Origin of the sequence: Sphingomonas sp. Leaf38, assembly GCF_001421825.1 — a bacterium.
In the GTDB taxonomy this organism is placed as follows: domain Bacteria; phylum Pseudomonadota; class Alphaproteobacteria; order Sphingomonadales; family Sphingomonadaceae; genus Sphingomonas.
This window is the reverse complement of sequence record NZ_LMLD01000011.1, coordinates 1,525,318-1,549,321: the sequence shown is the minus strand read 5'-3', so window position 1 is coordinate 1,549,321 and position 24,004 is coordinate 1,525,318. Positions and strand designations below refer to the sequence as shown.

The 24,004-nt window shown below is 65.1% G+C and carries 25 protein-coding genes; 15 read left to right on the top strand and 10 right to left on the bottom strand.

Going from position 1 to position 24,004, the window contains the following annotated elements:
- Window positions 1–8: 8 nt before the first annotated feature.
- On the bottom strand, window positions 9–1,691 hold the full coding sequence (locus ASE88_RS14550; RefSeq protein ID WP_056478822.1) for an amidohydrolase: 1,683 nt from the start codon (window positions 1,689–1,691) through the stop codon (window positions 9–11).
- Between the two features lie 239 nt (window positions 1,692–1,930).
- Between ASE88_RS14550 and ASE88_RS14545 the strand changes: the two genes are divergently transcribed.
- Complete coding sequence (locus ASE88_RS14545) at window positions 1,931–3,190, top strand: threonine ammonia-lyase (protein ID WP_055877988.1); 1,260 nt, start codon at window positions 1,931–1,933, stop codon at window positions 3,188–3,190.
- A gap of 130 nt (window positions 3,191–3,320) precedes the next feature.
- On the top strand, window positions 3,321–4,097 hold the full coding sequence (locus ASE88_RS14540; RefSeq protein ID WP_056478819.1) for an arginyltransferase: 777 nt from the start codon (window positions 3,321–3,323) through the stop codon (window positions 4,095–4,097).
- A 58-nt stretch (window positions 4,098–4,155) separates the two neighbouring features.
- On the opposite strand, the gene ASE88_RS14535 is transcribed toward ASE88_RS14540, so the two are convergent.
- The 4 genes from ASE88_RS14535 to ASE88_RS14520 form a co-directional block, all read right to left on the bottom strand.
- Window positions 4,156–4,965, bottom strand: coding sequence for a transglutaminase family protein (locus ASE88_RS14535; RefSeq protein WP_055877993.1), 810 nt, complete (start codon window positions 4,963–4,965; stop codon window positions 4,156–4,158).
- Window positions 4,965–5,900, bottom strand: a complete 936-nt coding sequence (locus ASE88_RS14530; protein ID WP_056478816.1) for an alpha-E domain-containing protein — start codon at window positions 5,898–5,900, stop codon at window positions 4,965–4,967. Before ASE88_RS14530 ends, ASE88_RS14535 begins: the two co-directional genes overlap by 1 nt.
- Window positions 5,900–7,426 (bottom strand): circularly permuted type 2 ATP-grasp protein, encoded by a 1,527-nt coding sequence (locus ASE88_RS14525; RefSeq protein WP_056479627.1) that lies wholly within the window; start codon window positions 7,424–7,426, stop codon window positions 5,900–5,902. Before ASE88_RS14525 ends, ASE88_RS14530 begins: the two co-directional genes overlap by 1 nt.
- 137 nt (window positions 7,427–7,563) lie before the next feature.
- Window positions 7,564–9,615 (bottom strand): protein-disulfide reductase DsbD family protein, encoded by a 2,052-nt coding sequence (locus ASE88_RS14520; protein ID WP_200910216.1) that lies wholly within the window; start codon window positions 9,613–9,615, stop codon window positions 7,564–7,566.
- Window positions 9,616–9,723: 108 nt separating this feature from the next.
- On the opposite strand from ASE88_RS14520, the gene ASE88_RS14515 reads away from it, so the two are divergent.
- Window positions 9,724–11,367 carry an alkaline phosphatase family protein gene (locus ASE88_RS14515; protein WP_056478810.1) on the top strand — a complete coding sequence of 548 codons (1,644 nt, stop codon included), beginning with the start codon at window positions 9,724–9,726 and terminating at the stop codon, window positions 11,365–11,367.
- Window positions 11,368–11,574: 207 nt separating this feature from the next.
- Here the strand turns inward: ASE88_RS14515 and ASE88_RS14510 are convergent, their stop codons facing one another.
- The gene (locus ASE88_RS14510) at window positions 11,575–12,495 is read right to left on the bottom strand and encodes a right-handed parallel beta-helix repeat-containing protein (protein ID WP_056478807.1); all 921 of its coding nucleotides are present in this window, start codon (window positions 12,493–12,495) and stop codon (window positions 11,575–11,577) included.
- Window positions 12,496–12,743: 248 nt separating this feature from the next.
- Here ASE88_RS14510 and ASE88_RS14505 point away from each other — a divergent pair, with 248 nt between their 5' ends.
- On the top strand, window positions 12,744–13,952 hold the full coding sequence (locus ASE88_RS14505) for a cation:proton antiporter (RefSeq protein WP_056478804.1): 1,209 nt from the start codon (window positions 12,744–12,746) through the stop codon (window positions 13,950–13,952).
- 189 nt (window positions 13,953–14,141) lie between these two features.
- Here the strand turns inward: ASE88_RS14505 and pspF are convergent, their stop codons facing one another.
- Window positions 14,142–15,182 carry a phage shock protein operon transcriptional activator gene (pspF, locus tag ASE88_RS14500; RefSeq protein ID WP_055878008.1) on the bottom strand — a complete coding sequence of 347 codons (1,041 nt, stop codon included), beginning with the start codon at window positions 15,180–15,182 and terminating at the stop codon, window positions 14,142–14,144.
- Window positions 15,183–15,354: 172 nt separating this feature from the next.
- Here pspF and ASE88_RS19255 point away from each other — a divergent pair, with 172 nt between their 5' ends.
- The 9 genes from ASE88_RS19255 to ASE88_RS14460 all read left to right on the top strand — a co-directional run bounded on the left by ASE88_RS19255 (window position 15,355) and on the right by ASE88_RS14460 (window position 18,577).
- A complete protein-coding gene (locus tag ASE88_RS19255) occupies window positions 15,355–15,498 on the top strand; it encodes a hypothetical protein (RefSeq protein WP_165391738.1) in 144 nt (47 codons plus the stop codon).
- A gap of 53 nt (window positions 15,499–15,551) precedes the next feature.
- Complete coding sequence (pspA, locus tag ASE88_RS14495; protein ID WP_055878009.1) at window positions 15,552–16,217, top strand: phage shock protein PspA; 666 nt, start codon at window positions 15,552–15,554, stop codon at window positions 16,215–16,217.
- A 1-nt stretch (window position 16,218) separates the two neighbouring features.
- Window positions 16,219–16,515 carry an envelope stress response membrane protein PspB gene (gene pspB / locus ASE88_RS14490; protein WP_055878012.1) on the top strand — a complete coding sequence of 99 codons (297 nt, stop codon included), beginning with the start codon at window positions 16,219–16,221 and terminating at the stop codon, window positions 16,513–16,515.
- 1 nt (window position 16,516) lies between these two features.
- Window positions 16,517–16,897, top strand: coding sequence for an envelope stress response membrane protein PspC (gene pspC, locus ASE88_RS14485; protein WP_055878014.1), 381 nt, complete (start codon window positions 16,517–16,519; stop codon window positions 16,895–16,897).
- Between the two features lie 27 nt (window positions 16,898–16,924).
- Window positions 16,925–17,236, top strand: a complete 312-nt coding sequence (locus tag ASE88_RS14480) for a hypothetical protein (protein WP_055878770.1) — start codon at window positions 16,925–16,927, stop codon at window positions 17,234–17,236.
- A 15-nt stretch (window positions 17,237–17,251) separates the two neighbouring features.
- On the top strand, window positions 17,252–17,551 hold the full coding sequence (locus tag ASE88_RS14475) for a hypothetical protein (RefSeq protein WP_055878016.1): 300 nt from the start codon (window positions 17,252–17,254) through the stop codon (window positions 17,549–17,551).
- Entirely contained in the window at window positions 17,548–17,796 is a 249-nt protein-coding gene (locus tag ASE88_RS14470) for a hypothetical protein (RefSeq protein ID WP_055878018.1), read from the top strand. The genes ASE88_RS14475 and ASE88_RS14470 overlap by 4 nt, the downstream gene beginning before the upstream one ends.
- Before the next feature lie 9 nt (window positions 17,797–17,805).
- On the top strand, window positions 17,806–18,045 hold the full coding sequence (locus ASE88_RS14465; protein ID WP_056478801.1) for a hypothetical protein: 240 nt from the start codon (window positions 17,806–17,808) through the stop codon (window positions 18,043–18,045).
- 124 nt (window positions 18,046–18,169) lie between these two features.
- Complete coding sequence (locus tag ASE88_RS14460) at window positions 18,170–18,577, top strand: SufE family protein (protein ID WP_055878022.1); 408 nt, start codon at window positions 18,170–18,172, stop codon at window positions 18,575–18,577.
- A 58-nt stretch (window positions 18,578–18,635) separates the two neighbouring features.
- On the opposite strand, the gene ASE88_RS14455 is transcribed toward ASE88_RS14460, so the two are convergent.
- Entirely contained in the window at window positions 18,636–18,947 is a 312-nt protein-coding gene (locus tag ASE88_RS14455; protein ID WP_082466559.1) for a hypothetical protein, read from the bottom strand.
- Window positions 18,932–19,471 (bottom strand): J domain-containing protein, encoded by a 540-nt coding sequence (locus ASE88_RS14450; RefSeq protein WP_055878024.1) that lies wholly within the window; start codon window positions 19,469–19,471, stop codon window positions 18,932–18,934. The genes ASE88_RS14455 and ASE88_RS14450 overlap by 16 nt, the downstream gene beginning before the upstream one ends.
- 217 nt (window positions 19,472–19,688) lie before the next feature.
- On the opposite strand from ASE88_RS14450, the gene ASE88_RS14445 reads away from it, so the two are divergent.
- Complete coding sequence (locus ASE88_RS14445; RefSeq protein ID WP_082466558.1) at window positions 19,689–21,269, top strand: SulP family inorganic anion transporter; 1,581 nt, start codon at window positions 19,689–19,691, stop codon at window positions 21,267–21,269.
- Window positions 21,266–21,904, top strand: a complete 639-nt coding sequence (locus ASE88_RS14440) for a carbonic anhydrase (RefSeq protein WP_055878026.1) — start codon at window positions 21,266–21,268, stop codon at window positions 21,902–21,904. Before ASE88_RS14445 ends, ASE88_RS14440 begins: the two co-directional genes overlap by 4 nt.
- A gap of 110 nt (window positions 21,905–22,014) precedes the next feature.
- Here ASE88_RS14440 and ASE88_RS14435 read toward each other — a convergent pair whose 3' ends face one another.
- Complete coding sequence (locus ASE88_RS14435; protein ID WP_156357034.1) at window positions 22,015–23,985, bottom strand: energy transducer TonB; 1,971 nt, start codon at window positions 23,983–23,985, stop codon at window positions 22,015–22,017.
- Window positions 23,986–24,004: the final 19 nt, after the last annotated feature.

Genomic DNA, 24,004 nt, shown 5'->3' with positions numbered 1-24,004 from the left:
GATCGCGGTTACTTGCGCACCCAGACCTTCTCGCCACCGATCCACGTTTCCTGCACCATTGTCGCGCGCAGGTCGGTCGGCGAGGCGGTCGTCGGATCGCGGTCGACGATGATGAAATCCGCGCGCTGGCCGGGGGCAAGCGCGCCGAACTGCTTCTCGGCAAACCCGGCATAGGCCGCAGCCCCCGTCATCGCCCACCACGCCTGTTCGCGCGTGACGATTTCCTGCGGTTGCCACCCGCCCTGTGGCTGGCCATCGGCATCCGCGCGCGTGAACGCCGCGGCCCAGGTCGCGAACGGATCGGGCTTTTCGACCGGGAAGTCGGTGCCGAATGCGAGCTTGGCGCCATTGGTCAGCATCGATTTCCACGCATAGGCGCCTGCCAGCCGGTTCGGGCCGAGCCTGGCCTCCGCCATCGTCCGGTCGCTGGTCGCGTGCGTCGGCTGCATCGACGCGATCGTGCCGAATTTGCCGAATCGCGGCAGGTCGGTCGGATCGACCACCTGCGCATGCTCGATCCGCCAGCGCCGATCGCCGGTATAGGTCTCGCTCTCGACCTGGATCGCGTCGAGCACCATCTGGTTGGCCTTGTCGCCGATCGCGTGGACCGCGACCTGATAGCCATCCATCGCCGCCCGGCTCATCTGGTTCTGGAGCTGGTCGTCGGTGAGGAAGCCGAGACCCGACTGGCCGGGTGCGTCGGCATAGGGCTTGAGAAGCCACGCGCCCCGCGAGCCGAGCGCACCGTCGGCATAGAGCTTCACGCCCCCCATCCGCAGGCGATCGTTATAGAGCCAGGGCGTCGGCCCCTTGCCACCGATCCGGCTCGCGGTCTCGACGCCCAGCGCATAGCTCATGATGCGGACGCGAAGCCCGCCGATATCCGCCATCCGCCGATAGGTGAGCCAGTCGTCGAGCGTCGTGCCCATATCGGCGACCGCGGTGACGCCGTAGCGTAGCAGGATGCTCTGGGCGGTCAGGAACGCGGCATCGCGCTCCTTGGGCAGCGGCTGCGGCACGACCTTCTCGATCAACGCCTGCGCGCCATCGATGAACACGCCTGCGGGCGCGCCGCCGGTCTTCTCGATCCGTCCGCCCGCCGGCGAAACGGTCGACGCGGTGACCCCCGCCTCGCGCATCGCCTCGCGGTTCGCCCAGCCGGCATGACCATCGGCGCGCGACAGCCAGATCGGGTGCCCGCCCGAGACCGAATCGAGATCCGCCGCGGTCGGGAAACGACCCAGCCCCCACGCCTCCTGGTTCCAGCCGCGCCCGATCACCCATTTGCGATCGGGATTGCCGGCGATGTAGGCGGCGATGCGCGACTTGGCCTCGTCGAGCGACTTGGTCATCGACAGATCGAGCGACAAGGCGCCGAAGCCCATCTCGATCACATGCCCGTGCGCATCGACGAATCCGGGCAGCACGGTCTTGCCACTCATGTCGACATGCCAGTCGTAGAGCGGCTTGCCCGCGTTTTTCTTCAGTTCCTTGCGGCTGAGCTTCGGCGCCTCTTCGCCCGGGGGAACAAGTCGCGTGACCCGGCCGTCCTTGTCGATCAGGATCGCCTTGAAATGGATCACCCGGCCGCCGTCGGCGACCGTGATACCGTTGACGTTATCGACGATGCCGTCGGCCATGGCCGGGGACGTGGCGAGCGCGACGACCGCCGCAGATACAAGAAAACGCATCACTTCGTCACTCTCCACGCATGATCACTGGTCGGCCGGCAGTGTTCTCGGGACTTTACGCCCGATACCAAAGCCTTGGCATTCGCGCCCCACGATACGCACGGGGAACGCGCGGCCCGTGCCGACGACGTCCCCCGCAAGGTGTGCTGTACGCGCGCTGTGCCGAAAACCGATTTTGCCATTGGTCCCGCGCATAAGCGGTGTTCCCCCCTTGCGCCAGATGGTCTAGCGGGTCGGACATGGCTACCCACGCTGCCGTAGCGGCACCCACCCTCCCCGTCTCGATCGACGATGTCCGTGTCGCGCACGACCGGATCCGCGCCTCGATCGTCCGCACGCCGACGCTGATCAGCAAGACGCTGAGCCAGATGACCGGCGCGACGGTGTATCTGAAGTTCGAGAATCTTCAGTTCACCGCGGCGTACAAGGAGCGCGGCGCGCTCAACACGCTGTTGCAGCTGTCGCCGGAGGCCTGCGCAAAGGGCGTGATCGCCGCGTCCGCGGGCAACCATGCGCAGGGTCTCGCCTATCATGCCAACCGGCTCGGCATCCCGGCGACGATCGTGATGCCGGTCAATACGCCGACCGTGAAGGTGATGCAGACCGAGGGCCACGGGGCCAATGTCGTGCTCCACGGCGAGACGTTCGACGCGGCCTATGCGCACGCCCGCATCCTCGAGGGCGAGTGCGGCTTTACCTTCGTCCATCCGTTCGACGATCCGCGCGTCATCGCCGGCCAGGGCACCGTGGCGGTCGAGATGCTGGAGGACGTGCCGCAGATCGACACGCTGGTCATCCCGATCGGCGGCGGGGGGCTTATCTCGGGCATGTCGACTGTCGCGCGCGTGGCGAGCCAGCAGCCTGGCGGTCATCCGATCGAGGTTGTCGGCGTGCAGGCCGAGCTGTTCCCGTCGATGTTCAACCGGATCAACGGGACCGATATGCCCTGCGCAGGCGATACGCTGGCCGAGGGCATCGCGGTCAAGGAACCGGGCGCGATCACCTCGAAGATTGTTGCCGAACTGGTCGACGACATCCTGCTGGTCAGCGAACGCAGCCTGGAAGAATCGGTCAGCCTGCTGCTCCAGATCGAAAAGACCGTCGTCGAGGGTGCCGGCGCCGCGGGCCTCGCCGCCTTGCTGTCGCATCCCGGACGGTTCGCGGGGCGCACCGTCGGTATCGTGCTGTGCGGCGGCAATATTGATACGCGGCTGCTCGCCAACGTGTTGTTGCGCGATCTGGCGCGCTCGGGTCGGCTCGCGCGGCTTCGTATTCGGTTGCAGGACAAGCCCGGTGCGCTGTTCCACGTGGCGCGGATCTTCGATCAGGAACGCGTCAACATCATTGAAATCTATCACCAGCGCGTCTTCACGACATTGCCGGCAAAGGGGCTGATCACCGACATCGAATGCGAAACGCGCGACCGTGCGCATCTCGATCGGCTGGTGGGTGCATTGCGCGCCAGCGGGTACGAGACATCGACCGTCGAGCTAGCATAATTATCACGGTGATCCCGCTATTTAGAGTGTTAACCCATAATCGTGGTAAACGCGCTTTTCAGGATTGCATGACGCGACCATATACGGCGGAACGCGATCTTTCGCGCTTTCCTGAAGGACATCCGGTTCGGTGACTGCGCCTTTTCGTTTCCCGCGCTTCTTCGTCACCAGCCCGTCGCCGTGCCCGTATCTGCCGGGCCGGCAGGAGCGCAAGGTGTTCACCGAGTTGACCGGGCCGCATGCCAGCGAACTCAACGATGCGCTCGGGCGGATCGGGTTTCGTCGCAGCCAGGGGGTCGCCTATCGACCGTCATGCGCCGGGTGTACCGCGTGCGTCTCCGTCCGCGTGGTGACGAATGCGTTCACGCCCAATGCGACGCAGCGTAAATTGCTCAGGCGTCACGGCGATATCGAAGTGACCGCGTGCAAGGCGTGGGCGACCGACGAGCAGTTCCAGTTGCTCCGCCGCTATCTCGGGACGCGCCACCCCGGCGGCGGCATGGCGGGCATGGACGAAGACGATTACGCCGACATGATCGAGCATTCGCCGGTCAATTCGGTGATCGTCGAATATCGTGAGCCTTCGGTCGGCAGCGCTCGCGGGCGGTTGGTCGGCGCATGTCTGACCGATCGCCAGGCGGACGGGCTGTCGATGGTCTACAGCTTCTTCGCGGCCGACGAAGACAGCCGACCGGGGTTTGGCAACTTCATCATCATGGACCACTTGACCCGCGCACGCGAGGCGGGGCTGCCATATGTGTACCTCGGCTATTGGGTGAAGGGTTCGCCGCGGATGGAGTACAAGACGCGCTATCGGCCGCTCGAGGTGCTTGGGCCGGCGGGATGGCGGCGGCTGGAGGATGCCGACCTTGTGACGCAGACCACAGCTGTTGCGGCGGTTCCCTAATCGAGATCATTCTCTAGCGCGAACATGGCGGATCCCCGCCTTTGCGGGGCAATAGTCTTCAGTCCTCGCGCTGTACCACCACGTCGACATCGAGTTCTTCACCGCCCTCGCCCAGCCGCGAACCAGCCACCGGCGCCGCGCCGGCGGCATCGAGCGCCATCGCGACGCGAACATAATGCTCTTCGGGCGACATCCCCGTGCAGGGATCGAACCCGACCCAGCCGAGCCCGTCGACATATGCCTCCGCCCAGCCATGTGGTGTGGGCAGATGCACCACTTCGAAATCATTGTGATGATAGCCCGAGACATAGCGCGACGGCGCGCCGAGCGAGCGCGCCGCGACCGCGAAGATCTGTGCCATGTCGCGCGGCGTGGCGCTGTCCTTGCGAAACGCCGCGCCGGCAGTGAGCCCCGGCTCAGGCCGCCCGGTATCGAACACGAACCGCGCGTGCAGCGCGCGGTTGAGCCGGTGCAGCGCGCCGACACGGTCGCGCGCGCCGACCACCGCGTCCGCCGCGAACGCGGCGATTGCGGGGTCATGCGCCGTCGCCTCGGTCGACCGCAGGAACAATGCGGGCGGCAACGTCTCGTGGACGCCGTGCAGGACGCCGTCGGAGTGACTGGTCAGCACCTCGCCCTTCACGGTGATCTCGATCCCGTCGACCGGCCCTTCGGCGTAGAGCATCGTCACCGCGTTGCCGAAACCATCGCGGCCGGGGCGCAACCGCGCGTCGCAATCGACGTCGATCCGCCACGACGCGACCGTCTGATCATGCGTGTTCTCCGGAGTCAGCCGGAGCATCTGCACCAGCCGGCCCTGCGGCTGGGTGAAGCGGTAGATCGTGTGATGATCGATCGACAGCCGCATCAATGAAACTTGAACTGGCGGCCGATCGCGCCGTGGAGCAAGGCGTTCTCGGCGATGAACGCCTGCAGATACTGATGCAGGCCGGAGGCGATGACCTCGCCCGACCGCGTCTTGCTCATCCGGCTTGCCCGCATTCGCGCCATCCTGTCCGCCTCCCCGTGATTGCCCGTGCGTTTCGCCAGCAGGTTGAGCACGTCGACAGTCTCCTCGACCGAGGCGGCCAGACTGCGTGGCAGTTCGGCGCGGGCGATGAGCAGATCGATGACGTCGGCAGGCCGCAAACCATCGCTATAGAGCCAGCGATAGGCAGTCACCGCAGACACGGTCTGAAGGATCGTCGTCCACTGATCGCGGTCGATCGCACCACCGATCTTCTGCCCCTCAGGGAGCAGTATGTGGTATTTCACGTCGAGCAGCCGCGCGGTGTTGTCCGCGCGCTCAACCGCCTGCCCGAGCCGGATGAACCATGTCGTCTGGTTGCGCAGCATCCGGTGGATCGCGCCCTCGAACCCGCGCGTCTCGGTCTTCACAGCTTCGACCAAGTTCATCTGCTCGGTCGTGCTGCGCGGCGTCGACCGGTTCTCGAACAACAGCCACGCACGGTTGATCGCAGTCCACGCCTCGCGGGTCAGCGCGGTGCGGACCGCCTTGGCATTGTTGCGCGCCATGTCGACGCAGCGCACGATCGAGCCGGGGTGGCTCGAATCGAGCGTCAGGAAACGCACGACCTCGGTCTGGCTGAGATTGCCGCCGAGCGTCGCGAACGGCTCCTCGGTTTCGGTAACGGCGAGCGCAGACGCCCACGCCGCCTCGCCCGCGGGTTGCGAGGACAACACGTCGAGGCGGACGGTGGCTTCGACCAGCCGCGCGATAAAATCCGCGCGCTCGAAATAGCGGCCCAGCCAATAGAGCGACGATGCGGTACGCGAGAGCATCAGGACTCCGCTCCCGACGGCGGCAGCATCGCGCCAAGCGTCTGCGACATACCACCCATCGTTTGCGTCATGCCGCCCGGCCTCATGCGTTGCGTTTGATCCGCCATCAGCACGAAGCTGTCCTTCGTGCCGCCGCCTTGGCTGGAATTGACCACCAGCGACCCCTCCTTGAGCGCGACGCGCGTAAGTCCGCCCGGCACGACCTGAACACCCTTTGACCCACTCAGCACGAACGGACGGAAATCGACGTGGCGCGGGCTGAGGCCGCCGTCCGCCATCGTCGGTACGGTCGAAAGCGCGAGCGTCGGCTGCGCGATGTAGCGATGCGGTTCGGCGATCAGCGCAGCCCGGAAATTCTCGATTTCCTGCTTCGACGCAGTCGGGCCGACGAGCATCCCGTAGCCACCCGAACCATCGACAAGCTTCACGACGACGTCCTCGAGATTGTCGAGCACGTACTTCAGCGCCTGCGGCTCGCGGCAGCGCCAGGTTTCGACGTTGCGCAGCTTGCACTCGCCGCCCGAGTAGAATTTCACGATGTCGGGCATGTAGCTGTAGATCGCCTTGTCGTCGGCGATGCCGTTGCCCGGCGCGTTCATGATCGCGACGTTGCCGGCCGCATAGGCCGCGATCAGCCCGGGGACGCCCAGCGCGGAATCTGGCCGGAACACGAGCGGGTCGAGATAATCGTCGTCGATCCGGCGATAGATCACGTCGACCTTTACCCGCCCCGCGATCGTCCGCATCCAGACGATATCGTCGTCCACGACAAGATCGGCGGCTTCGACAAGTTCGATTCCCATCGAATCGGCGAGGAAGCTGTGCTCGTAATAGGCCGAGTTATAGTGCCCAGGAGTCAGCAGCACGCAGGTGGGATTCGCCCCGGTACCGTGCGGCGCGACCGATTTCATAGTCTCGAGCAACAGGTCGGGATAGCTATCGACGGCCGCCACGCGGAACTCGCGAAACAGCTCGGGGCACAGCCGCAGCATCGCCTCGCGGTTCTCCAGCATATAGCTGACGCCGGACGGCGTGCGGGCATTGTCTTCGAGCACGAAGAAATTGTCCGGGCCTGTGCGGACCAGATCAATCCCGCAGATATGCGCCCATACCCCGTGCGGCGGGCGGATGCCGGCAATTTCGGGGCGGAACTGCGCGTTGCCGAGCACAAGGTCTTCGGGAAGAATCCCTTCCTTCAGGATACGGCGCTCTCCGTAAATATCATCGAGGAACGCATTGATCGCTTCGACGCGCTGAACCAGCCCTTCGGAGAGCCGTGTCCACTCTTCATGCAGGAATACGCGCGGGACGATGTCAAACGGGATTATCCGCTCGGCCGCTTCGTTTTCGCCGTAGACGGCGAAGGTGATACCAAGCTGACGGAACGTCGTCTCCGCGGCCTCTTGCCGGCGACGCAACTCGGCATCGGGCGTTTCCTCGATCCATGTGCCGAGGGCCGCCAGTTCGGGTCGCGCGGTCGTATCGCCCGGCGTGCCCATGATCTCGTCGAACGCTTGTTTCCCCATCGAAACGGTCAATTCCCCAGCAAGCGTTGCGGTTCCATGCTGCAACGCAATGCTGCGCCGCACAAGGCTAGATTACGGTCCGTCATCCTGCAATTGCCCTCACCGTGACGAAAGTCGAGATTAGGGAGCGCTCGGACTCAGGCGCCCAGCCCTTCCAACAGGGCCGGCGTCAGGACCTGTGGCAGGACGGTCGGCTCAGCGGCACCGGGCGCATAGTAGAGGTACAGCGGCACCCCCGCGCGGTTATGCGCCTGGATGAAGCGGCCCATCACCGGATTGCCATCGGTCCAGTCACCGATGAGCGCGGCGACTTTGTTCTTCGCGAACGCGTCGCGCACCCCGGCGGTGTCGATCGCCGCCTTCTCATTGACCTTGCACGTCAGGCACCAATCGGCAGTGAAGTACACGAACACCGGGCGCTTCTCGGCGCGTAGCGAAGCGAGCCTCGCCTCGGTGAACGCCTCATCGCCCGAGGTCGCGACCTTGGCGGACACCGGCGGCGCGCGCGCGATCAGCACCGCGCTGCCGACGAACACCGCCAGCAATAGGGCCTGCGCGACGACGCCGAACGCCTTGCCCTTGCGCTGGCGCGTGCCGCCGATCCAGAGCACCACGCCCACCGCCAGCACCGCGATCAGCGCGAGCGTCAGCGTGTCCACGCCGGTCTGCCGCCCCAGCACCCAGCCGAGCGCAATCGCAGTCAGGAACATCGGCACCGACAGGATATGGCGGAACGTCTCCATCCAGACGCCGGGCTTGGGCAACCAACGCCGCCACGACGGAATAAACCCGATCGCGAGGAACGGCAGCGACAACCCGATCCCGAGCCCGCCGAACACCGCGAGCGCCGCCGGCCATGGCAGGACAAGCGCCGCACCGAGCGCCGCGCCCATGAACGGGCCGGTGCACGGCGTGGCGATGAATGCCGCGAGCGCGCCCGTCGCGAACGCACCGCTCGCACCGCTTTCGCCAGCAAAGCGCGGCGTCGGCACCTCGAACAGTCCGGCGAGGTTGAACGCGATCGCCGCGCTCAACAGCAGCAGCACGACGATGGCCGCGGGATGCTGCAACTGGAACGCCCAGCCGACCGCCGAGCCGCCCGCACGCAGCGCCAGGATCGCGGCGCCGAGCCCGAGGCAGACCAGCACGACGCCTGCGGTATAGGCCAGCGCCTCGCCGCGCGCGTCCTTCTCGCTCGCACCGCCGCGCGCGAGGCTGAGCGCCTTGAGGCTGAGGATCGGGAAGACGCACGGCATGATGTTGAGGATCAGTCCGCCGAGCACCGCGCCCGCAAACGCGACCAGCGCGGTCAGCCAGAGGCTTTCGCCATTCGCGCTGGTCGCGGCGTCGGTCCCGGCAACCTCGGCAACCACGCCGGACGTCGCCTTGACGCTCAGGCCCTGGCCGTCGCCGATCCGCAGCACGCCTTCGATCGGTCCGCCAAGCTTGGCGTTCGCCGCGACCTTCGTGCTGATCGTCAGCCGGTCGCCATCGCGCGTGACCGTCTGCGCGGCGCCATTCTCGATCGCACCTGTGGTGACGGGGAAGAAATACGCCTTGTCGGCCTTCGCGCTGGCAGGGAACGGGATGGCGATGCGCATCGTCCCGTTGCTCGCCGCATAGGTCGCACCCGCGTCGAGCGGCTTGGGGATCGCCTGCCGCCAGCCTGCGAACGCTGCCGCCTGCGACGGCGCGCCATCACCGATCGTCAGGTCGAGCGACAACGCCTTTTCCTCGGGCACGCAGATCGTCGCCGAGCAGACGAGGTAGCCCGTCTTCAGACGGATCGGGAATTTGGTGCCTGCCGCCAGCCCGGCTGGAACCTGGATCGTCACGAGCGGCGCGTAGGGCGCCTCGTAGACATAGTTCATCAGCCCCGCGATCAGCAGCGTCGTCGGCACCGGCCATTCGGCGTCGCCCGCCTTCGCGCCCGCCGGCAAGGTCCAGTCGAACGTCGCCGGAAAGCCCGCATCGCCGGGGTTGCGCCAATAGCCATGCCAGCCCTTTTCGGGCGTGGTCGCGAGTGCGATCGTCAGCGGTGCACCAGCCTTCGGGTGATCGCTTTCGGCGACCAGTGTCATCATCAGGTGCTGGCTCGATCCGTTGAGCGATTCCGCAAGCACAGGGCCGCTCGCGAGGCCGCACATGGCCAGCAAGACCGTCATCAGGACGCAACGTAAACTGCGCATGGCCATCCTTGTTTCGTTCATCGCGCAAAGCCATAGCGGTGACCTTGTCGTATTGCACTTCAAAGCGACGCGCCGGATCGCTGGCGTCAGCTTGGTAAAGGACTGCTCGTGAAAGCACTTATCGCCGCGCTGCTGCTGACTTCGGCCGCTTCGGCCTCCGCCCAGACGGCGCCTCCGGCCCCAGCGGCTGCGCCCGCCGCGACATCGACGACACCGCCGAAGCTGATCGTCGCGATTTCAGTCGATCAGTTCGCCGCGGACCTGTTCCAGCAATATCGCAATCATTATACCGGCGGCTTCACGCGGCTGCTGAACGGTGCGGTATTCCCGAGCGGCTATCAGAGCCACGCCGCGACCGAGACGTGCCCCGGCCATTCGACGATCCTGACCGGCATGCGGCCCGCGCATACCGGGATCATCGCCAACAACTGGGTCGACCAGCGCGCGGGGCGGCCCGATAAGGTCGTCTATTGCTCGGAGGACGAGCGCGTCACCGGCAGCACGCACGACAGCTACACCGTGTCCGACATGCACCTGAAGGTGCCGACGCTCGGCGAGATGATGAAGGCGCGCGATCCGCGGACGCGTTCGGTCTCGGTCGCGGGCAAGGATCGCGCGGCGGTGATGATGGGCGGCCACAAGGTCGACGAACTCTGGTGGTGGGACGGCAAGACCTATGTCTCCTACGCCGGCCGCGCGGTGCCGCCCGCGGTGCAGCGCACGCGCGATGCGGTCGCCGCGCTGATCTCCAAGCCGCAGGTGGCACTGCCGCTGCCCGGCTACTGCGCGGCGGTGAACCATCCGATCGTGATCGCGGGCAAGACGTACGGCCAGGGCCGGTTCGAGCGCGAGGCGGGCGACGCCAAGGGCTTCCGCGTGTCGCCGGCGTCCGATGCAGCCGTGTTCGCGATGGCGGCCGCGCTGGTGCAGGACATGAAGCTGGGCAAGGGACCGCAGACCGACATCATCGATATCGGCGCATCGGCGACCGATTACATCGGCCATACCTATGGCACGCAGGGGTCGGAGATGTGCATCCAGATGGCGCAGCTCGACAAAACGCTCGGTGATTTCTTCGCCGTAATGGATGAGACCGGCGTCGATTACGAGGTCGTGCTGACCGCGGATCACGGCGCGCACGATGCGACCGAGCGCCAGCAGCAGCGCGCGATGCCGATGGAGGCGCATATGGACGAGAACGTGCTGGCCAAGCAGGTCGGCACCGTCATCGCCGGGGACATGGGGCTCAAGGGCAGCGTGCTGCTCGGCACCGAGGGCGACGTCTATATCGACGATACGCTGCCGGCTAAGACGCAGGCCAAGGTGCTCGCCGAGGCGCTGCGCCGCTACCGTGCGCTGCCGCAGATCGCGGCGGCGTATTCGGCCGCCGAGATCATGGCAACGCCGATGGCGAAGACTCCGCCCGAGACATGGACGCTGCTCGAGCGCGCGCGCGCGTCCTTCTATCCGGGGCGCTCGGGGCAGATGGTGGTGTTGCTCAAGCCGCGCGTGACGACGATCGTGTCGCCCGCGGGGGGCTATGTCGAAACGCACGGGTCGCCCTGGGATTATGATCGCCGCGTGCCGATCCTGTTCTGGCGCAAGGGGATGACCGGGTTCGAACAGCCGCTATCGGTCGAAACGGTCGACATCGTGCCGACCTTGGCCGCGACGATCGGGTTGCCTGTGTCCGGGTTGGACGGGCGCTGCCTCGATCTCGATCCGGGGGCTGCAAGCACCTGCGCAATTTGAGGCGCGCCTCGCTCGCCCGGACTGTTCTCCCATAAAGGCGGAGTCCAGTCTGGGCTCGCGCGTTCGCTGAAGAACGGTCTTTTTGACGCGCGTGGTGCTTCATTGCGATCGTTAGCCACGTTTCGCTCCCCCACCGGTCATTCTGACAAAATGGGCATCGCGCGCATCATATTGGCTCGAAGTTTCTCTCGCTGCGCGCGCTTCGCCTTACCGCGTCTCGAACGGCTTCACCCCAGTCCCGAGCCGGTTCGCACCCAGCGCCAGCCGATCGTGACTGAAATCCACCACGAACGCCGGGCTCTTATTGTCCCCCGGAGTCAGTCGCGCGTCGTTGTCCTCGACCCGCAACCCGGTCGAAGGATACGTCTTCGCCTCCGCCGCCACGACGATCAGCGCCGAGCCGTTCTCCTTGTTCTTGCCCTGCACGAAGGTGTTGCGCGCGATCACGCCGGTTGCGCCGTCGGGCAGGTCGATCATGTAGTTGGTCTTGCGCCCCGCGGTGTCATCGAAGCTGTTGTCGGTGATCGACACGCGGGGGCTGCGCACCTTGACGTAATGACCCCCCGTGCCGCGCTCGAACCGCGAGTTGGTAACGGTCACGCTGCCCTGATTGGCGAGATAAATGCCATGCGCGCAGTTCGGCGCCTCGTCGCATTGGCCGAGCCCGGAGAAGGTCGAATGGTCGATCGTGATCATCTGACCAGAGGACTCGCCACCGAGAATGCCCTCCTGACTGTTTAGAAACATCGCATCGGTAACTCGCAGGTCGCCCGTCTCGCTCCGGATACCGGCACCGTTGCCGTCCCTGACGCGATAGCCGCGGAACACCAGGCCTTCGACGACCGAGCCCTGGCCGCGCAGCACCAGCGCCGCCTTGTCCTCGCACGTCACGCTGTCGAAGATCGCGGTGCCGGGCTGGACCGCCTTGAAGGTGATGTGACCGCCGGACTGGACCGCACATTGGCGATAGGTGCCGGGCGCGATCAGGATCACCGCGGTCCCCGACCCGATCGACGACACCGCCTCCTGCAACGTCGCGAAGCCGCGCCCCGCCACCGTGAACGGCGCGGCGGCCTGCGCGAACGCAGGAACGGCAAGAACCGCAAATGCCAGCAACGATCGTTTCATCCGAGATCCTCCGTCTGTCCCGCTGACGACGAGATCGCAGCGTCAGCCTTCCCGTCGCATGGAATGCCGCGGGGCGGCCAGACGATCCAGAGCGTATTCACGCTCTTGTCCCGATTTGGCGCATCGGGCTGCCGACCGGCGGCAGGGCTATCATAGGTGCGTGGCTTGCTCCCGTTGCTTCCACGCAATACCACCGCGACCGAAAGAAAGCCGGCGGGGGAGAACCGATCGGCGCCGGGGGGTATCAGATGCACGCCATGACGCCGACGGAGGTTTTCCTCCTCGCGATACTCATCATCTTTACCGTGCCCTATCTCGTGTGGCGGCTCGGGCGGACCGATTACTGGGCGCCGCTGGTGGTGGTGCAGATCTTCGGCGGCATCCTGCTCGGGCCGGGGGTGCTCGGCGCGGCCTATCCCGCCTATTACGCGACGATCTTCACGCCCGCGACGCTGGGGTCGCTAAACGGGATCGCTTGGTGGGCGGTGATGATGTTCGTCTGGGTCGCGGGCATCGAGCTCGATCTCGGCGAAGCGTGGAAGCGGCGCGGCGAGACCGGTGTCACCGCAGGACTCGCGCTCGCGGTACCGCTCGTCACCGGCAGCATCGCCGCGGTGCTGATGCTGCGCCACCCCGGCTGGCGCGGGCCGGACGGCGCGACGTGGCAGGTTGTGCTCGGCATCGGCATGGCCTGCGCGGTGACGGCGCTGCCGATCCTCGTGCTGTTCCTCGAAAAGCTCGACATCCTGCGCGAGCCGATCGGGCAGCGCATCCTGCGCTATGCCAGCCTCGACGACATCGCGATCTGGGGCGTGCTTGCGCTGATCATGCTCGATTGGGAGCGCGTAGGCCGACAGGGCGGATTCCTTGTCGGGTTCGCGATCGCGACGCTGCTGGTGCGAAAGCTCATGGCGAAGATCGAGGAACGCGACCGCTGGTATGTCAGCCTGATCTGGCTCGCGGGCTGCGGGTTCGCGGCGGACTGGGCTGGGCTGCATTTCATGGTCGGCGCGTTCCTGTCAGGCGCGGTGCTCGATGCGAAATGGTTCACGACGGCGCGGATGGACCAGTTCCGCCACTTCGTGCTGCTCGCGGTGATGCCGGTGTTCTTCCTGTCGACCGGGCTGAAGACGCAATGGGCGGTCGGCGGGGTCGCAGTCTTCGGCGCGGCGGCGCTGCTGCTGCTCGCATCGGTCGGCGGCAAGCTCGCGGGGGTTCATGCCGCCGGACGGATCCTGAAGTGGCGGCCGGGCGAGGCGTCGGTGATCGGCTGGCTGCTCCAAACCAAGGCGCTCATCATGATCATCTTCGTCAACATCCTGCTGGATAAGAAGATCGTCACGAACGAGACGTTCACCGCGCTGCTGCTGATGGCGCTGGCAAGCACGATGCTGACAGTGCCGATGGTCGCGCCGAAGTTGAAGAAATTGGCGGGGCTGGTGCGGAAGAGCGGCTGACGCTCACCCCCCATCGTCGCCCTGACGAAAGTCAGGACCCAGGGTTACGAACGCCGCCCTGCTTGGCTCTGGGTCCTGACTTTCGTCAGGATGACGGAGGTGGGAGGGGGCGGCATGCGAAACATTGGCGCCGTGCCCTCCCCCTCCGTCGCAATCGGCGCCACCTCCCCCTGCCGGGGGGGGATCACTTCAACCTCCCGCGTTGAGCAGGTCGTGTCGTTTGAGCGCGTGGCGGAGCTGGTCGTAGCTCAGGCCTAGCGCATCCGCGGTGGCGCGCTGGTTGAACCGATGCTCCGCCAGCGCCCTCGCCAGCAGCTCGCGTTCGAACCGTGATACGCGCGACTTGAAGTCTGAGGGGCCTTCCTCGCACGCCACTACCGGATCTTCGCCGTCATCCGTCTCGGCCGGTCGCGGCGCCACCACTGCCGGTGGCCTAGGTCCAGTCGCCGCCCCGGGCCGGTGCGGCGACTGGAACGGGTCGATCTCGATCGCGTCGATCGGACCCGCCTGTTCCCAGCGATACACTGCGCGCTCGACGACGTTGCGCAATTCCCGGACGTTGCCCGGCCAGCGATACGCGACCAGTGCATCCATCGCCGCAGGGCCGAACCCTTCCCAGCGCTCACGCCCGAGTTCGGACGCCATCCGCCGCCCGAAATGCTCGGCGAGCACCACGACGTCGCCGGCCCGTGCCCTGAGCGGCGGCAACGTCACCACCTCGAACGAGAGCCGGTCGAGCAGATCGGCGCGAAACTCGTGCCGGTCCACCTTGTCGGGCAGATGCTCGTTGGTCGCCGCGACGATCCGGACGTCGACGCGCATCGGCCGCGACGAGCCAATCCGCGTGATCTCGCCATATTCGACCGCGCGCAGCAGCCGGTCCTGCGCCGCCATCGACAGCGTGCCGAGCTCGTCGAGGAACAGCGTACCGCCATCGGCTTCCTCGAATCGGCCCGTCCGGGCCTTGGTCGCGCCGGTGAACGCGCCCGCTTCGTGCCCGAACAATTCGGCCTCGATGAGAGTCTCGGGCAGCGCGGCGCAGTTCATGATGACCAAAGGCTGATCCCACCGCGGCGACAACCGGTGGAGACGTTCAGCAACCAGTTCCTTGCCCGTGCCACGCTCGCCGATCACCAGCACCGGGCGGTCCAGCGCCGCTGCGCGCGACGCGCGTTCGAGCGCCGCCATGAACGTGCCGGACTCGCCGATGACCTGTGTGGTTCGCTCCATGGCGAAGATGTGGCGCGAATTCCCAACTCTTGGCAAGCTTCGGGCGAAACGCACGGCGCAACTTTTGCGCAAAGCCTTGCAATTGCGCCGTTTTCAAAACTGGCACGCTAGATGCAATGCTTCAGGCAACCCGCCAAACCGCGGAAACGACCATCTTTAAAGGGGACCCACCATGATCAAGACCGACATCGCTCGCACCGTCGCCGCCGTTCTCTGCACCATCGTCTTCAGCACCACCTGCGTGCTCGGCGCAGTCGGCCCGGCCACGGCAACCACCGCAGCGCCTGTCGCGGTACACACCGCGATTGTGGCATAAGAGCCCGACGGACTCGCTGAGAGCCTTGGGCCGACCCCTGGAGTAGGAATTACATGGGCATCTTTTCCCGCACCCGCGACATCGTCGCCGCCAACTTCGCCGATCTCATCGAGAAGGCCGAGGACCCGTCGAAGATGATCCGCATGATCATCCTCGAGATGGAGGAGACGCTCGTCGAGGTTCGTGCCTCCGCCGCGCGCACCATCGCCGACCAGAAGGAGATGCGCCGGCATATCTCGAAGCTCGAGCAGCTCCAGGACAACTGGACTGAAAAGGCCGAATTGGCGCTGAGCAAGGACCGCGAGGACCTCGCCAAGGCTGCGCTCGTGGAACGTCAGAAGGCGTTCGACATGGCCGAGCAGCTCAAAGCCGAGGTCGGCGTACTCGACGACGCGCTTCGGGCTTCCGAGGAGGACATCGCCAAGCTGCAGACCAAGCTGCGCGAGGCGCGTACCAAGCAGAACGCGGTGCAGACCCGCCTCGAAAGCGCGAACAACCGCACCCGCCTGCGCGAGATGTACAACGGCCCGAAGACGCACGAGGCGTTCAGCCGTTTCGACATTCTCGACCGCCGAGTCGACGAGGCCGAGGGCCGCGCGGACGCGATGGGGCTCGGGGTGGTCAAGACGCTCGAAGAGGAAATTGCCGAGCTGCGCAGCAACGACAAGGTCGACGCCCAGCTCGCCGCGCTCAAGGCGCGCATGAAGAAGGACGATTGAGATGGACACCGTACTCGTATGTGCCACCATCTTCGTCGGTTTGCCCTGGGTGATCCTTCACTACGTTACCAAGTGGAAGACCGCACCCAAGATCACGGATGAGGACGAGAAGCTGCTCGACGAGATGCAGATGCTTGCCCGTCGGCTCGAAGACCGGGTGATGACCGTCGAACGGATCATCGCCGCCGACAATCCCGACTGGAAGCCAGGCCTTGGCAACACCCAGTCGGACGCACCCTATCGGCTCGATCGCGACAGCAATCGCCAGGCCGACCGCCCTTTCGAACGGAGGAACTGAAATGTCCGGCAGTCGCACGCAGTTTTACCTCGACAAACAGAACGCCAAGTTCAAGGGCGTTTGCTCCGGGATCGCCGATTATACAGGCGTTGATATCACGCTCGTCCGAGTTGCCATGGTTGTGTTGGCCTTCGCCACCAGCGGATGGGTCATTCTCGGCTATTTCGCGACCGCATGGTTGGCGCCGAAAAAACCGACTGGCCTGTATGATACGCCTGACGACGCAAAATTCTGGCAAGGTGTCCGCTCGAACCCGAAGCGCTCGACCGCCGAGGTCCGCAGCAAGTTCCGCGACATCGACCGCCGCCTCGCTGACATCGAGACGCACTACACCAGCCGCTCAAGCAACAGCCTCGCGGCAGAGATCGACAGCCTGCGCTGAGACGCGGCGTCAACAGGGAGAATGACGATGAATTGGGGTGGACCTGGGTTCGTGCTCGCAATCATCGCGATGACGACGATCGGCTGGATCGCAAACAACTGGATCCGGACGAAGCACGGTTATCCGCCGAGCGACGACTGGGGCAACACGATGAACTGGGGCGGATCACAAAAACAGACCGCCGACGGAGAGCGCAAGGTCGCGCTTCTAAGCAGCGAGAACGAGCGGCTGATCGGCCAGGTCTCCCGACTCGAGGAGCGGATCGCGGTCCTCGAGCGCATCGCCACCGATCCCGCCGAGCGGACCGCACGCGAAATCGAAGCGCTCCGCAACCGCTGAAAAGGGACGAGGACGATGATCAACCCGCTACTCATTCCCATCCTCGCCATCTGCTGCGGACTGCTCGCGATCTTCGGCGGCGTCGTGGTCAGACCCTGGTTCGCCTACAAGCATCGCCGGATGGAACTCGACGCGCAGATGATCGCGGAAAAGTCAGCACAATATGCGGCACATACCGACCGACTTGAACAGCGCGTACGTGTGCTTGAACGGATCGTCACCGACCGCGGCGTCGAACTCTCGGACCAGATCGACCAGCTTCTCGACGACCGCCCGCATAACACAACCAAGACGATACAGGAGATAAGATCATGAATGGTGGACAGGTGATGGTCGTGATGATCGTCCTGATCGTGATGATCACCGGCATCTTCAAGTCGCGCCTCAAAAGCGCGCGACATGCAGAAGACGTCTCGCTGATGAGCGATCCCGAGGCGGCGCGACTGCGCGACGAGGTCCGGCAGATGAAGGAACGCATCCAGGTGCTCGAACGCGTGATTACCGACAACCACAAAAGCGTCGATCTCGACCGAGAGATCGAGCGGCTTCGCGACCGCTAGGAGGCGGATATGATCGACCCGAACTTCTACATCACGCTCGCACTGGCGGGACTTGCGGGCCTCGCGATGATCGTCGCCGCCGGATTGACTGGTTGGCGCGGGTGGCTTTCATTGCGGCGGCTGGAATTGGACCATGCGCAGGACGGCCGCATGCCGGTCGCGGTGTCGACCGGATCGCGGATCGAGATCGCCGATCTGAAGGAGCGCATCAAAAAGCTCGAGGCGATTGCGGCCGGGGTGGATCTCTGAAGCCCCTTCCCGGCGACGCCAGAGGAATGGTGCTCCGCGAAGACGGGAGTCCAGTCTGGGGCCCCGCATGCGCGCGGGAACATCTTGTTGAAGCGCGACCCTCGACCCGCTACCGATCCGCGACATGGCCACGCTCACCGACATCCGCGAGGAATATGACTTCCTCGAACCCGACGATCGCTATCGCCTTTTGATCGATCTCGGCCGCGAGCTTGAACCGATGCCCGATGCACTCAAGACCGATGCAACGCTGGTGCGCGGATGTTCGGCGTCGGTGTGGGTGTATCCGACCACCACCGACGACGGCCGGCTGCATTTCCTCGCGGATTCGAATGCAGCAATCACCAAGGGGATCATCGCGCTGGTGTTGCTGCCCGTGCAGGACCAGTCGCCTGGCGCGATCGTGGCAATCGACATAAAGGCGGAACTCGAACCGTTCGATCTGGGCAAGCAGTTGAGTTCGAACCGGACGCAAGGCATCCCGAACATGATCGCACTCATCCGGGAAACTGCGGAGCGCTACGCCGCGTAAGATAGCGGTGATGCCCCTGCCCGCTCCCGATCGGCAGCCGCGCGGGAGTCAGGACACGTCAGGCGTCGGACAGCGTTGCGAGCACCTCGCTCGTATCCGCGCCAGCCGGCACCAGCAGCCAACGATCGGGCCGAGCGCCGTCGACCATCACGACGGCGTTCTTAGGGCAAATGCCGAGGCACTTCACCTCGACCACCCCGCGCTCCGCCTTGCGGCCCTTCTTCACCCCAAGCCCCGCGCGCAGCAGCTTGGCGAGTGAGGTGCGTCCCTTAACACCGAACCCGCCGTCAAGCTTCCTAGAGCATTTGCCACAAACCAGCACGCTTCCCTGCCAGCGGCTGGCAAGTACGCGGATCACGCCGGCTTCCATGTCCGCTGCTCTTCGGCGGCCTTCAGGACTTCATACGCCGCCTGCACGCCTTGAAACCGCGTCGCGGCATCCTTGTCGCCGGGGCGCACGTCAGGGTGGTTCGCCTTTGCCATCCGGCGCCATGCCGCGCGTACGTCGTCGAACGACGCGTCAGGCTCGAGTTGCAATACCTCCAGCGCGCGCATTTCGTCGCGCGATCGGCTGCCGTCGCCCGAGCCTGCCCAGGCATAATGCTTCGGGTCCGTATAACCGTCAGCAGTCCGGGTCTCCGCCGCCTCCCGTTCCGCAGCTTCTTCCGCGCTCAAGCCTTCGAAGTAATTCCAGCCGCGGTTATATTCGCCGGCATGGTTCATGCAGAAATACCACCGGTCTGGGCTGTTTGGGGACTTGGGCGCGGGGCAATTGCCAGGTTCGTTGCAGCCATGCCGGTCGCACAACCGCACCGTCACCGCCTCGGTGCTCGCCCCGTATGCACGCCAGCGTGGAAAACCCCAGTCGGAAGATCGTGTCGTGCTTCTCGCCATAGCGGCCCGAGATAAGCGTTCGCGCCCACAACGCAACCGCGGGCGACCACCGCGCGCACCGCTCCTGCAATCCATTTAACCTTCCGCGCCGCAACATTGCGCCTTGAGTCAGCTACCATTCATCGATTAATAAACATGAACTATTTGTCATGTGGCATGGATAGATGCGTCCGGGTCGGACGTATTCCCAGCCGACACCTCAGCGACAGGAGCCCTGGTGCCGACTCTAATTCCAAAGCTTACCACATGGCGCGCGGATCTTCCCGCCTCCATCGTCGTCGCGCTCGTCGCGCTTCCTCTTTGTCTCGGCGTCGCGCTGGCATCGGGTGCGCCGTTGTTCGCCGGTATCATCTCCGGGATCGTCGGCGGTATCGCCGTCGGGCTGTTCTCGAAATCTCCGCTGTCGGTCAGCGGCCCCGCCGCCGGTCTGACGGTGATCGTGCTGACCGCGATCGAGAGCATGCCGAGCTACCAGATGTTCCTGATGGCGGTCGTGCTCGCCGGCGTGCTGCAGATCTGCTTCTCGCTAACGCGCGCCGGTATTCTGAGCGAATTCGTGCCGTCGTCGGTCATCACCGGGATGCTTGCGGCGATCGGCCTGATCCTGATCCTGAAACAGATCCCGCATGCGGTCGGCTTCGACCGCGAGGCGGAAGGAATTTTTGAATTCACGACCGCCAACGGCATCAACACCTTCTCGCGGATCTTCGATAGTCTGAGCGCCGCGGTAACGCCCGGCGCGATCCTGATCGCGTCGATCAGCCTTATCTTCCTGTTCTGGTGGGACGGCGCCAAGCCGAAGGACGGCCCGTTGCGGTTTGTCCCCGGCCCGCTGGTCGTCGTGTTGATCGGCATCGTCGGCAACATGCTGCTCGGCGTCGTAAAGCCCGAATGGCAGCTCAAGGCAACGCACCTCGTGCAGGTTCCGGTCACGCAGACGCTGTCGCAGTTCCCGTCGCTGTTCACCTTTCCCGATTTTTCGGGGATCACGATGGGGGTCGTGTGGACCAGCGCCGTGACGCTGGCGATCGTCGCCAGCCTCGAATCGCTGCTGAGCGTTAAGGCGGTCGACGAGATCGATCCGCGCCGCCGCTCGACCGATAAGAACTGGGAGTTGATGGCGCAGGGCGGCGGCAACATCCTGTCAGGCCTGATCGGGGGCCTGCCTGTCACGTCGGTGATCGTGCGCTCGTCCGCGAACGTCGATTCGAAGGCGGAGAGCAAGCTGTCGACGATGTTGCACGGCTTCTGGCTGCTGGTCAGCGTCGCGCTGATCCCCGCGGTGCTGAACCTGATCCCGCTGTCCGCGCTCGCCGCCGTCCTGATCGCCACCGGCTACAAGTTGACCAAGCCCAAGCTGTTCCAGGAACGCTACAAGCAGGGCTGGACCCAGTTCATCCCGTTCGTCGTGACCGTCGCAGCCATCCTGTTCACCGACCTGCTTGAGGGCATCGTCATCGGGCTCGCGGTTGGCTTCGTGTTCGTCGTCGCCCGCAACTTCCGAACTGCAATCACCTTCGCCTGCGACGATGACGACTGCCTCGTCCGTGCCCGTCGCAACCTGTATTTCATCCACAAATATGAACTGCAAAAGGCGCTCGCCAAGGTGCCGGATAACGCCAACCTGCTGATCGATCTGTCGTCGACCAGCTATGTCGATCTCGACAACGTCGACATCATCAACGCCTTCATCAAGGGCGCTGCGTATCGCGGCATCACCGTCCTGATCCGCGGTGACCTAGCACTCCGCACGGTAAAGCTGATCAACGCCCCCCAGACCGAGGTCCGTTTCGCATGAGGCAGTACAAACAGCTCTTGCTCGCCAACAAGGCATGGTCGGCCGAGATCATCGAGGAAAGCGCCGACTTCTTCCAACGCCAGCTGGTCGGACAGAATCCGGAATTCCTGTGGATCGGCTGTTCGGACAGCCGGGTCGGTCCGGAACAGATGACCATGACGCCACCGGGCAACATGTTCATCCACCGCAACATCGCCAATCTTGTCAACGACGACGACATGAACCTGATGTCTGTGCTGCAATATGCGGTCGACGTGCTCGGCGTGCGGCACATCATCATCTGCGGTCATTATGCGTGCGGCGGAATCCGCGCGACGCTCGACGGTGGCACCACGGGACCGGTCGACGCCTGGCTCGGTACCGCGCGCTGCGTGCTGCACGACCATGCCGACGAGATCGCCGCACAGCCTGACCGCGAACAGAAGGTCAATCGGCTGGTCGAAGTCAACGTCCGTGACCAGCTCATCCGGCTCGCGCGGACCGCGACGATCCAGGGTGCGTTTGCCCGTGGGCAGGAAGTGCTGCTCCACGGGTGGGTTTACGACATTCGCGACGGACTCATCAAACCGATGATGGAAATCGACGCGACCACCGTGCTGGACGAGGTGGGCCGGCCGGAGAAGGTACTGATGTAAGCGGCGAGATCGCTAAGGTTGCGATCATGGGCGGGACCCGACCGGGGCTCCCGCCTTTCCCTCAGAACCCTTGAGATCAGGAAGCGCTTTGCCACGCTACCCGCGCCCGCTCATCCCGGCATCTTGAACCGCACTTGCTGAGAGAGGCCGCCGCAGCCAACGCCGCCATCGGGGCGAAAGGTCTTGCTCCACCGTGCGCCCGCGACCGTTTGCACGCCCGCCTTGGTGAATACAAACGGCGGATAGCTCAGCACCGCCCGCTGGTGCAGCACCCGGCCATCGGCATCGACGTCGAATTGCGTTTTCGTCCAGCCCTCGAAACCCCACATCCGCGCCTCGTCGGGGAATACGCCGCCCGCCGAAAGAAAATGCGGCGGCGCATCAAGGATCGCGCATTGGTTTGCGGCTAGACCCGACCGTTCGAACGTCGCGCGGGCGGTCGCGGTGTCGCCCGCCTGCTGCTGAAGAGACGCGAGCCGGATCAGCGCGCCGACCCGCAGCGGGTCGTTCGCGGCAAGCGCTTTGTCGTCAGCGACCTGCTGCAACAGCGCGCCACGGCGGCTGCGCGAATTGGTGCGGTCGGCAATGAGCAGCGTGATCGCCGACCGCGCGGTGGCATCGTTCGCATAGACCGGCATCGACAGCAGCGGCGTGATGTCGCGTGCGTAGACCTCGTCCCTCCAGTTGTCCGCACTGCTGGTCTGCCGAACAATGACGTCGAGCGGAAGGCGCGCGGTCGGCGGCGCGCCCTGCGCCTCGGCAATCGCGAGCGCACGACGCGCTAGGACGTTGCTCTCCTCGCGACCAACCACCGCATTATTCGCGAGTTGGAAGAGCGGTGGTAGCGCCGCGAGCGACGTGGCCCCGGACTTCGCCTCCGCCGCGGCAAGCGCCGCGCGCTGGCGCACGATTGCGACCGCATCCGCCCCACGTTCCTCGGTTCGCAACGCCAGGCCCTTTGACTCCAGCCAAGTCGCCATGTCGGCGTCGAGGAACTTGGTGATCGACGGACGCTCGAACGCGGTCGAGCAACGCATCTCGATCCGCACATTGTACCGGAAGAATGCAGGAAAAGCCTTGACCTGCTCCGGAGTCCAAGACCAGTCGCGAACCGCGCGCGCGAATTCGAGCGCAACCGCGCCGCCACCCGCGGCATAGATGGGCGCGACCGCACTCACGACGCCGTCGTCGCCGATCGAGAACTCGACCACTGCCATATCGGCGGGGCGCAGATCGGCCTCACCGCCACAGGGCGGTACGTCCATCTGCACCGCCGGATCGAACTCGCCCTTGCTCAAGCGCCCTGCGCCGGTCATCGCCATATAGCGGCGCGCGTCGTCGGGTTTCCCCGCCAGCAACGAAGCGATCGCCGCATCCGATCGCGCTGAAACATCGCTGATAGTGGTCTGCGAGGTCAGGCCGCCGAGTTGCTTGACTGCCTCGACTGCATAGACCCGTGCCGGTTCGTACGCGCTTCGGTTGAGCAGTAGGATCGCGTGGCGGCGCGCGACCAGCGCCTTCAGCTTGCCGTCCGCCTTGAGCGGCATCAGCAGCGCATCGGCGCGCGCAAGCGCGGTCTCCGCGGCGGCGGGGTCGGTGAACGTCTTCGTGTTGGCCAATGCGAGCATCGACGCGGCTTTTAAGTCGGGCGCATCCGCGGCCATTTCGGCGCTGGCATAGGAATCGCTCGCGCCTGCGTAGTCGAGTGCGTTCTCCGCGATGGAGCCAAGGTTATAATAGGCGTGCCAGCGATCCTCGGCGAGCGTTGCATCGCTTGCAGGCAGCAGCGCGAGCCCAGCGCGCGCCGCTGTTACGGCGTCATCCGAACGATCGAGCTTGAACAGCGCGGCGCTCTTGCGGATCTGCGCAACGCCGCGGCTGCGCGAGCCGGGCTTGGTGCGCGCTTCGAGCCTTTGCCAGGCAGCGAGCGCACTAGCCCTATCGCCCTTCGTATCAAGGGCCGCGGCGGCATCGAAATCCTGTTGCAAGGTCGTCGCCGTGACGGGCGCGCCGGTCTGCGCCGCCGCGGCGGACATCGCCATAAGCCCAACACTCAACATGCCGATTTTTCCGAAACGCATCACTTCCCCCGACGTCAGT

Coding starts and splice junctions, on each gene's coding strand:
- ASE88_RS14470 (WP_055878018.1), top strand. CDS start 17,548: ATGAATGGTGGACAGGTGATGGTCGTGATGATCGTCCTGATCGTGATG.
- ASE88_RS14465 (WP_056478801.1), top strand. CDS start 17,806: ATGATCGACCCGAACTTCTACATCACGCTCGCACTGGCGGGACTTGCG.
- ASE88_RS14505 (WP_056478804.1), top strand. CDS start 12,744: ATGCACGCCATGACGCCGACGGAGGTTTTCCTCCTCGCGATACTCATC.
- ASE88_RS14460 (WP_055878022.1), top strand. CDS start 18,170: ATGGCCACGCTCACCGACATCCGCGAGGAATATGACTTCCTCGAACCC.
- ASE88_RS19255 (WP_165391738.1), top strand. CDS start 15,355: ATGATCAAGACCGACATCGCTCGCACCGTCGCCGCCGTTCTCTGCACC.
- ASE88_RS14520 (WP_200910216.1), bottom strand. CDS start 9,615: ATGCGCAGTTTACGTTGCGTCCTGATGACGGTCTTGCTGGCCATGTGC.
- ASE88_RS14475 (WP_055878016.1), top strand. CDS start 17,252: ATGATCAACCCGCTACTCATTCCCATCCTCGCCATCTGCTGCGGACTG.
- ASE88_RS14455 (WP_082466559.1), bottom strand. CDS start 18,947: ATGGAAGCCGGCGTGATCCGCGTACTTGCCAGCCGCTGGCAGGGAAGC.
- ASE88_RS14450 (WP_055878024.1), bottom strand. CDS start 19,471: ATGGCGAGAAGCACGACACGATCTTCCGACTGGGGTTTTCCACGCTGG.
- ASE88_RS14545 (WP_055877988.1), top strand. CDS start 1,931: ATGGCTACCCACGCTGCCGTAGCGGCACCCACCCTCCCCGTCTCGATC.
- pspA (WP_055878009.1), top strand. CDS start 15,552: ATGGGCATCTTTTCCCGCACCCGCGACATCGTCGCCGCCAACTTCGCC.
- ASE88_RS14530 (WP_056478816.1), bottom strand. CDS start 5,900: ATGCTCTCGCGTACCGCATCGTCGCTCTATTGGCTGGGCCGCTATTTC.
- ASE88_RS14510 (WP_056478807.1), bottom strand. CDS start 12,495: ATGAAACGATCGTTGCTGGCATTTGCGGTTCTTGCCGTTCCTGCGTTC.
- pspC (WP_055878014.1), top strand. CDS start 16,517: ATGTCCGGCAGTCGCACGCAGTTTTACCTCGACAAACAGAACGCCAAG.
- ASE88_RS14535 (WP_055877993.1), bottom strand. CDS start 4,965: ATGCGGCTGTCGATCGATCATCACACGATCTACCGCTTCACCCAGCCG.
- ASE88_RS14525 (WP_056479627.1), bottom strand. CDS start 7,426: ATGGGGAAACAAGCGTTCGACGAGATCATGGGCACGCCGGGCGATACG.
- ASE88_RS14550 (WP_056478822.1), bottom strand. CDS start 1,691: ATGCGTTTTCTTGTATCTGCGGCGGTCGTCGCGCTCGCCACGTCCCCG.
- pspF (WP_055878008.1), bottom strand. CDS start 15,182: ATGGAGCGAACCACACAGGTCATCGGCGAGTCCGGCACGTTCATGGCG.
- ASE88_RS14435 (WP_156357034.1), bottom strand. CDS start 23,985: ATGCGTTTCGGAAAAATCGGCATGTTGAGTGTTGGGCTTATGGCGATG.
- ASE88_RS14480 (WP_055878770.1), top strand. CDS start 16,925: ATGAATTGGGGTGGACCTGGGTTCGTGCTCGCAATCATCGCGATGACG.
- pspB (WP_055878012.1), top strand. CDS start 16,219: ATGGACACCGTACTCGTATGTGCCACCATCTTCGTCGGTTTGCCCTGG.
- ASE88_RS14440 (WP_055878026.1), top strand. CDS start 21,266: ATGAGGCAGTACAAACAGCTCTTGCTCGCCAACAAGGCATGGTCGGCC.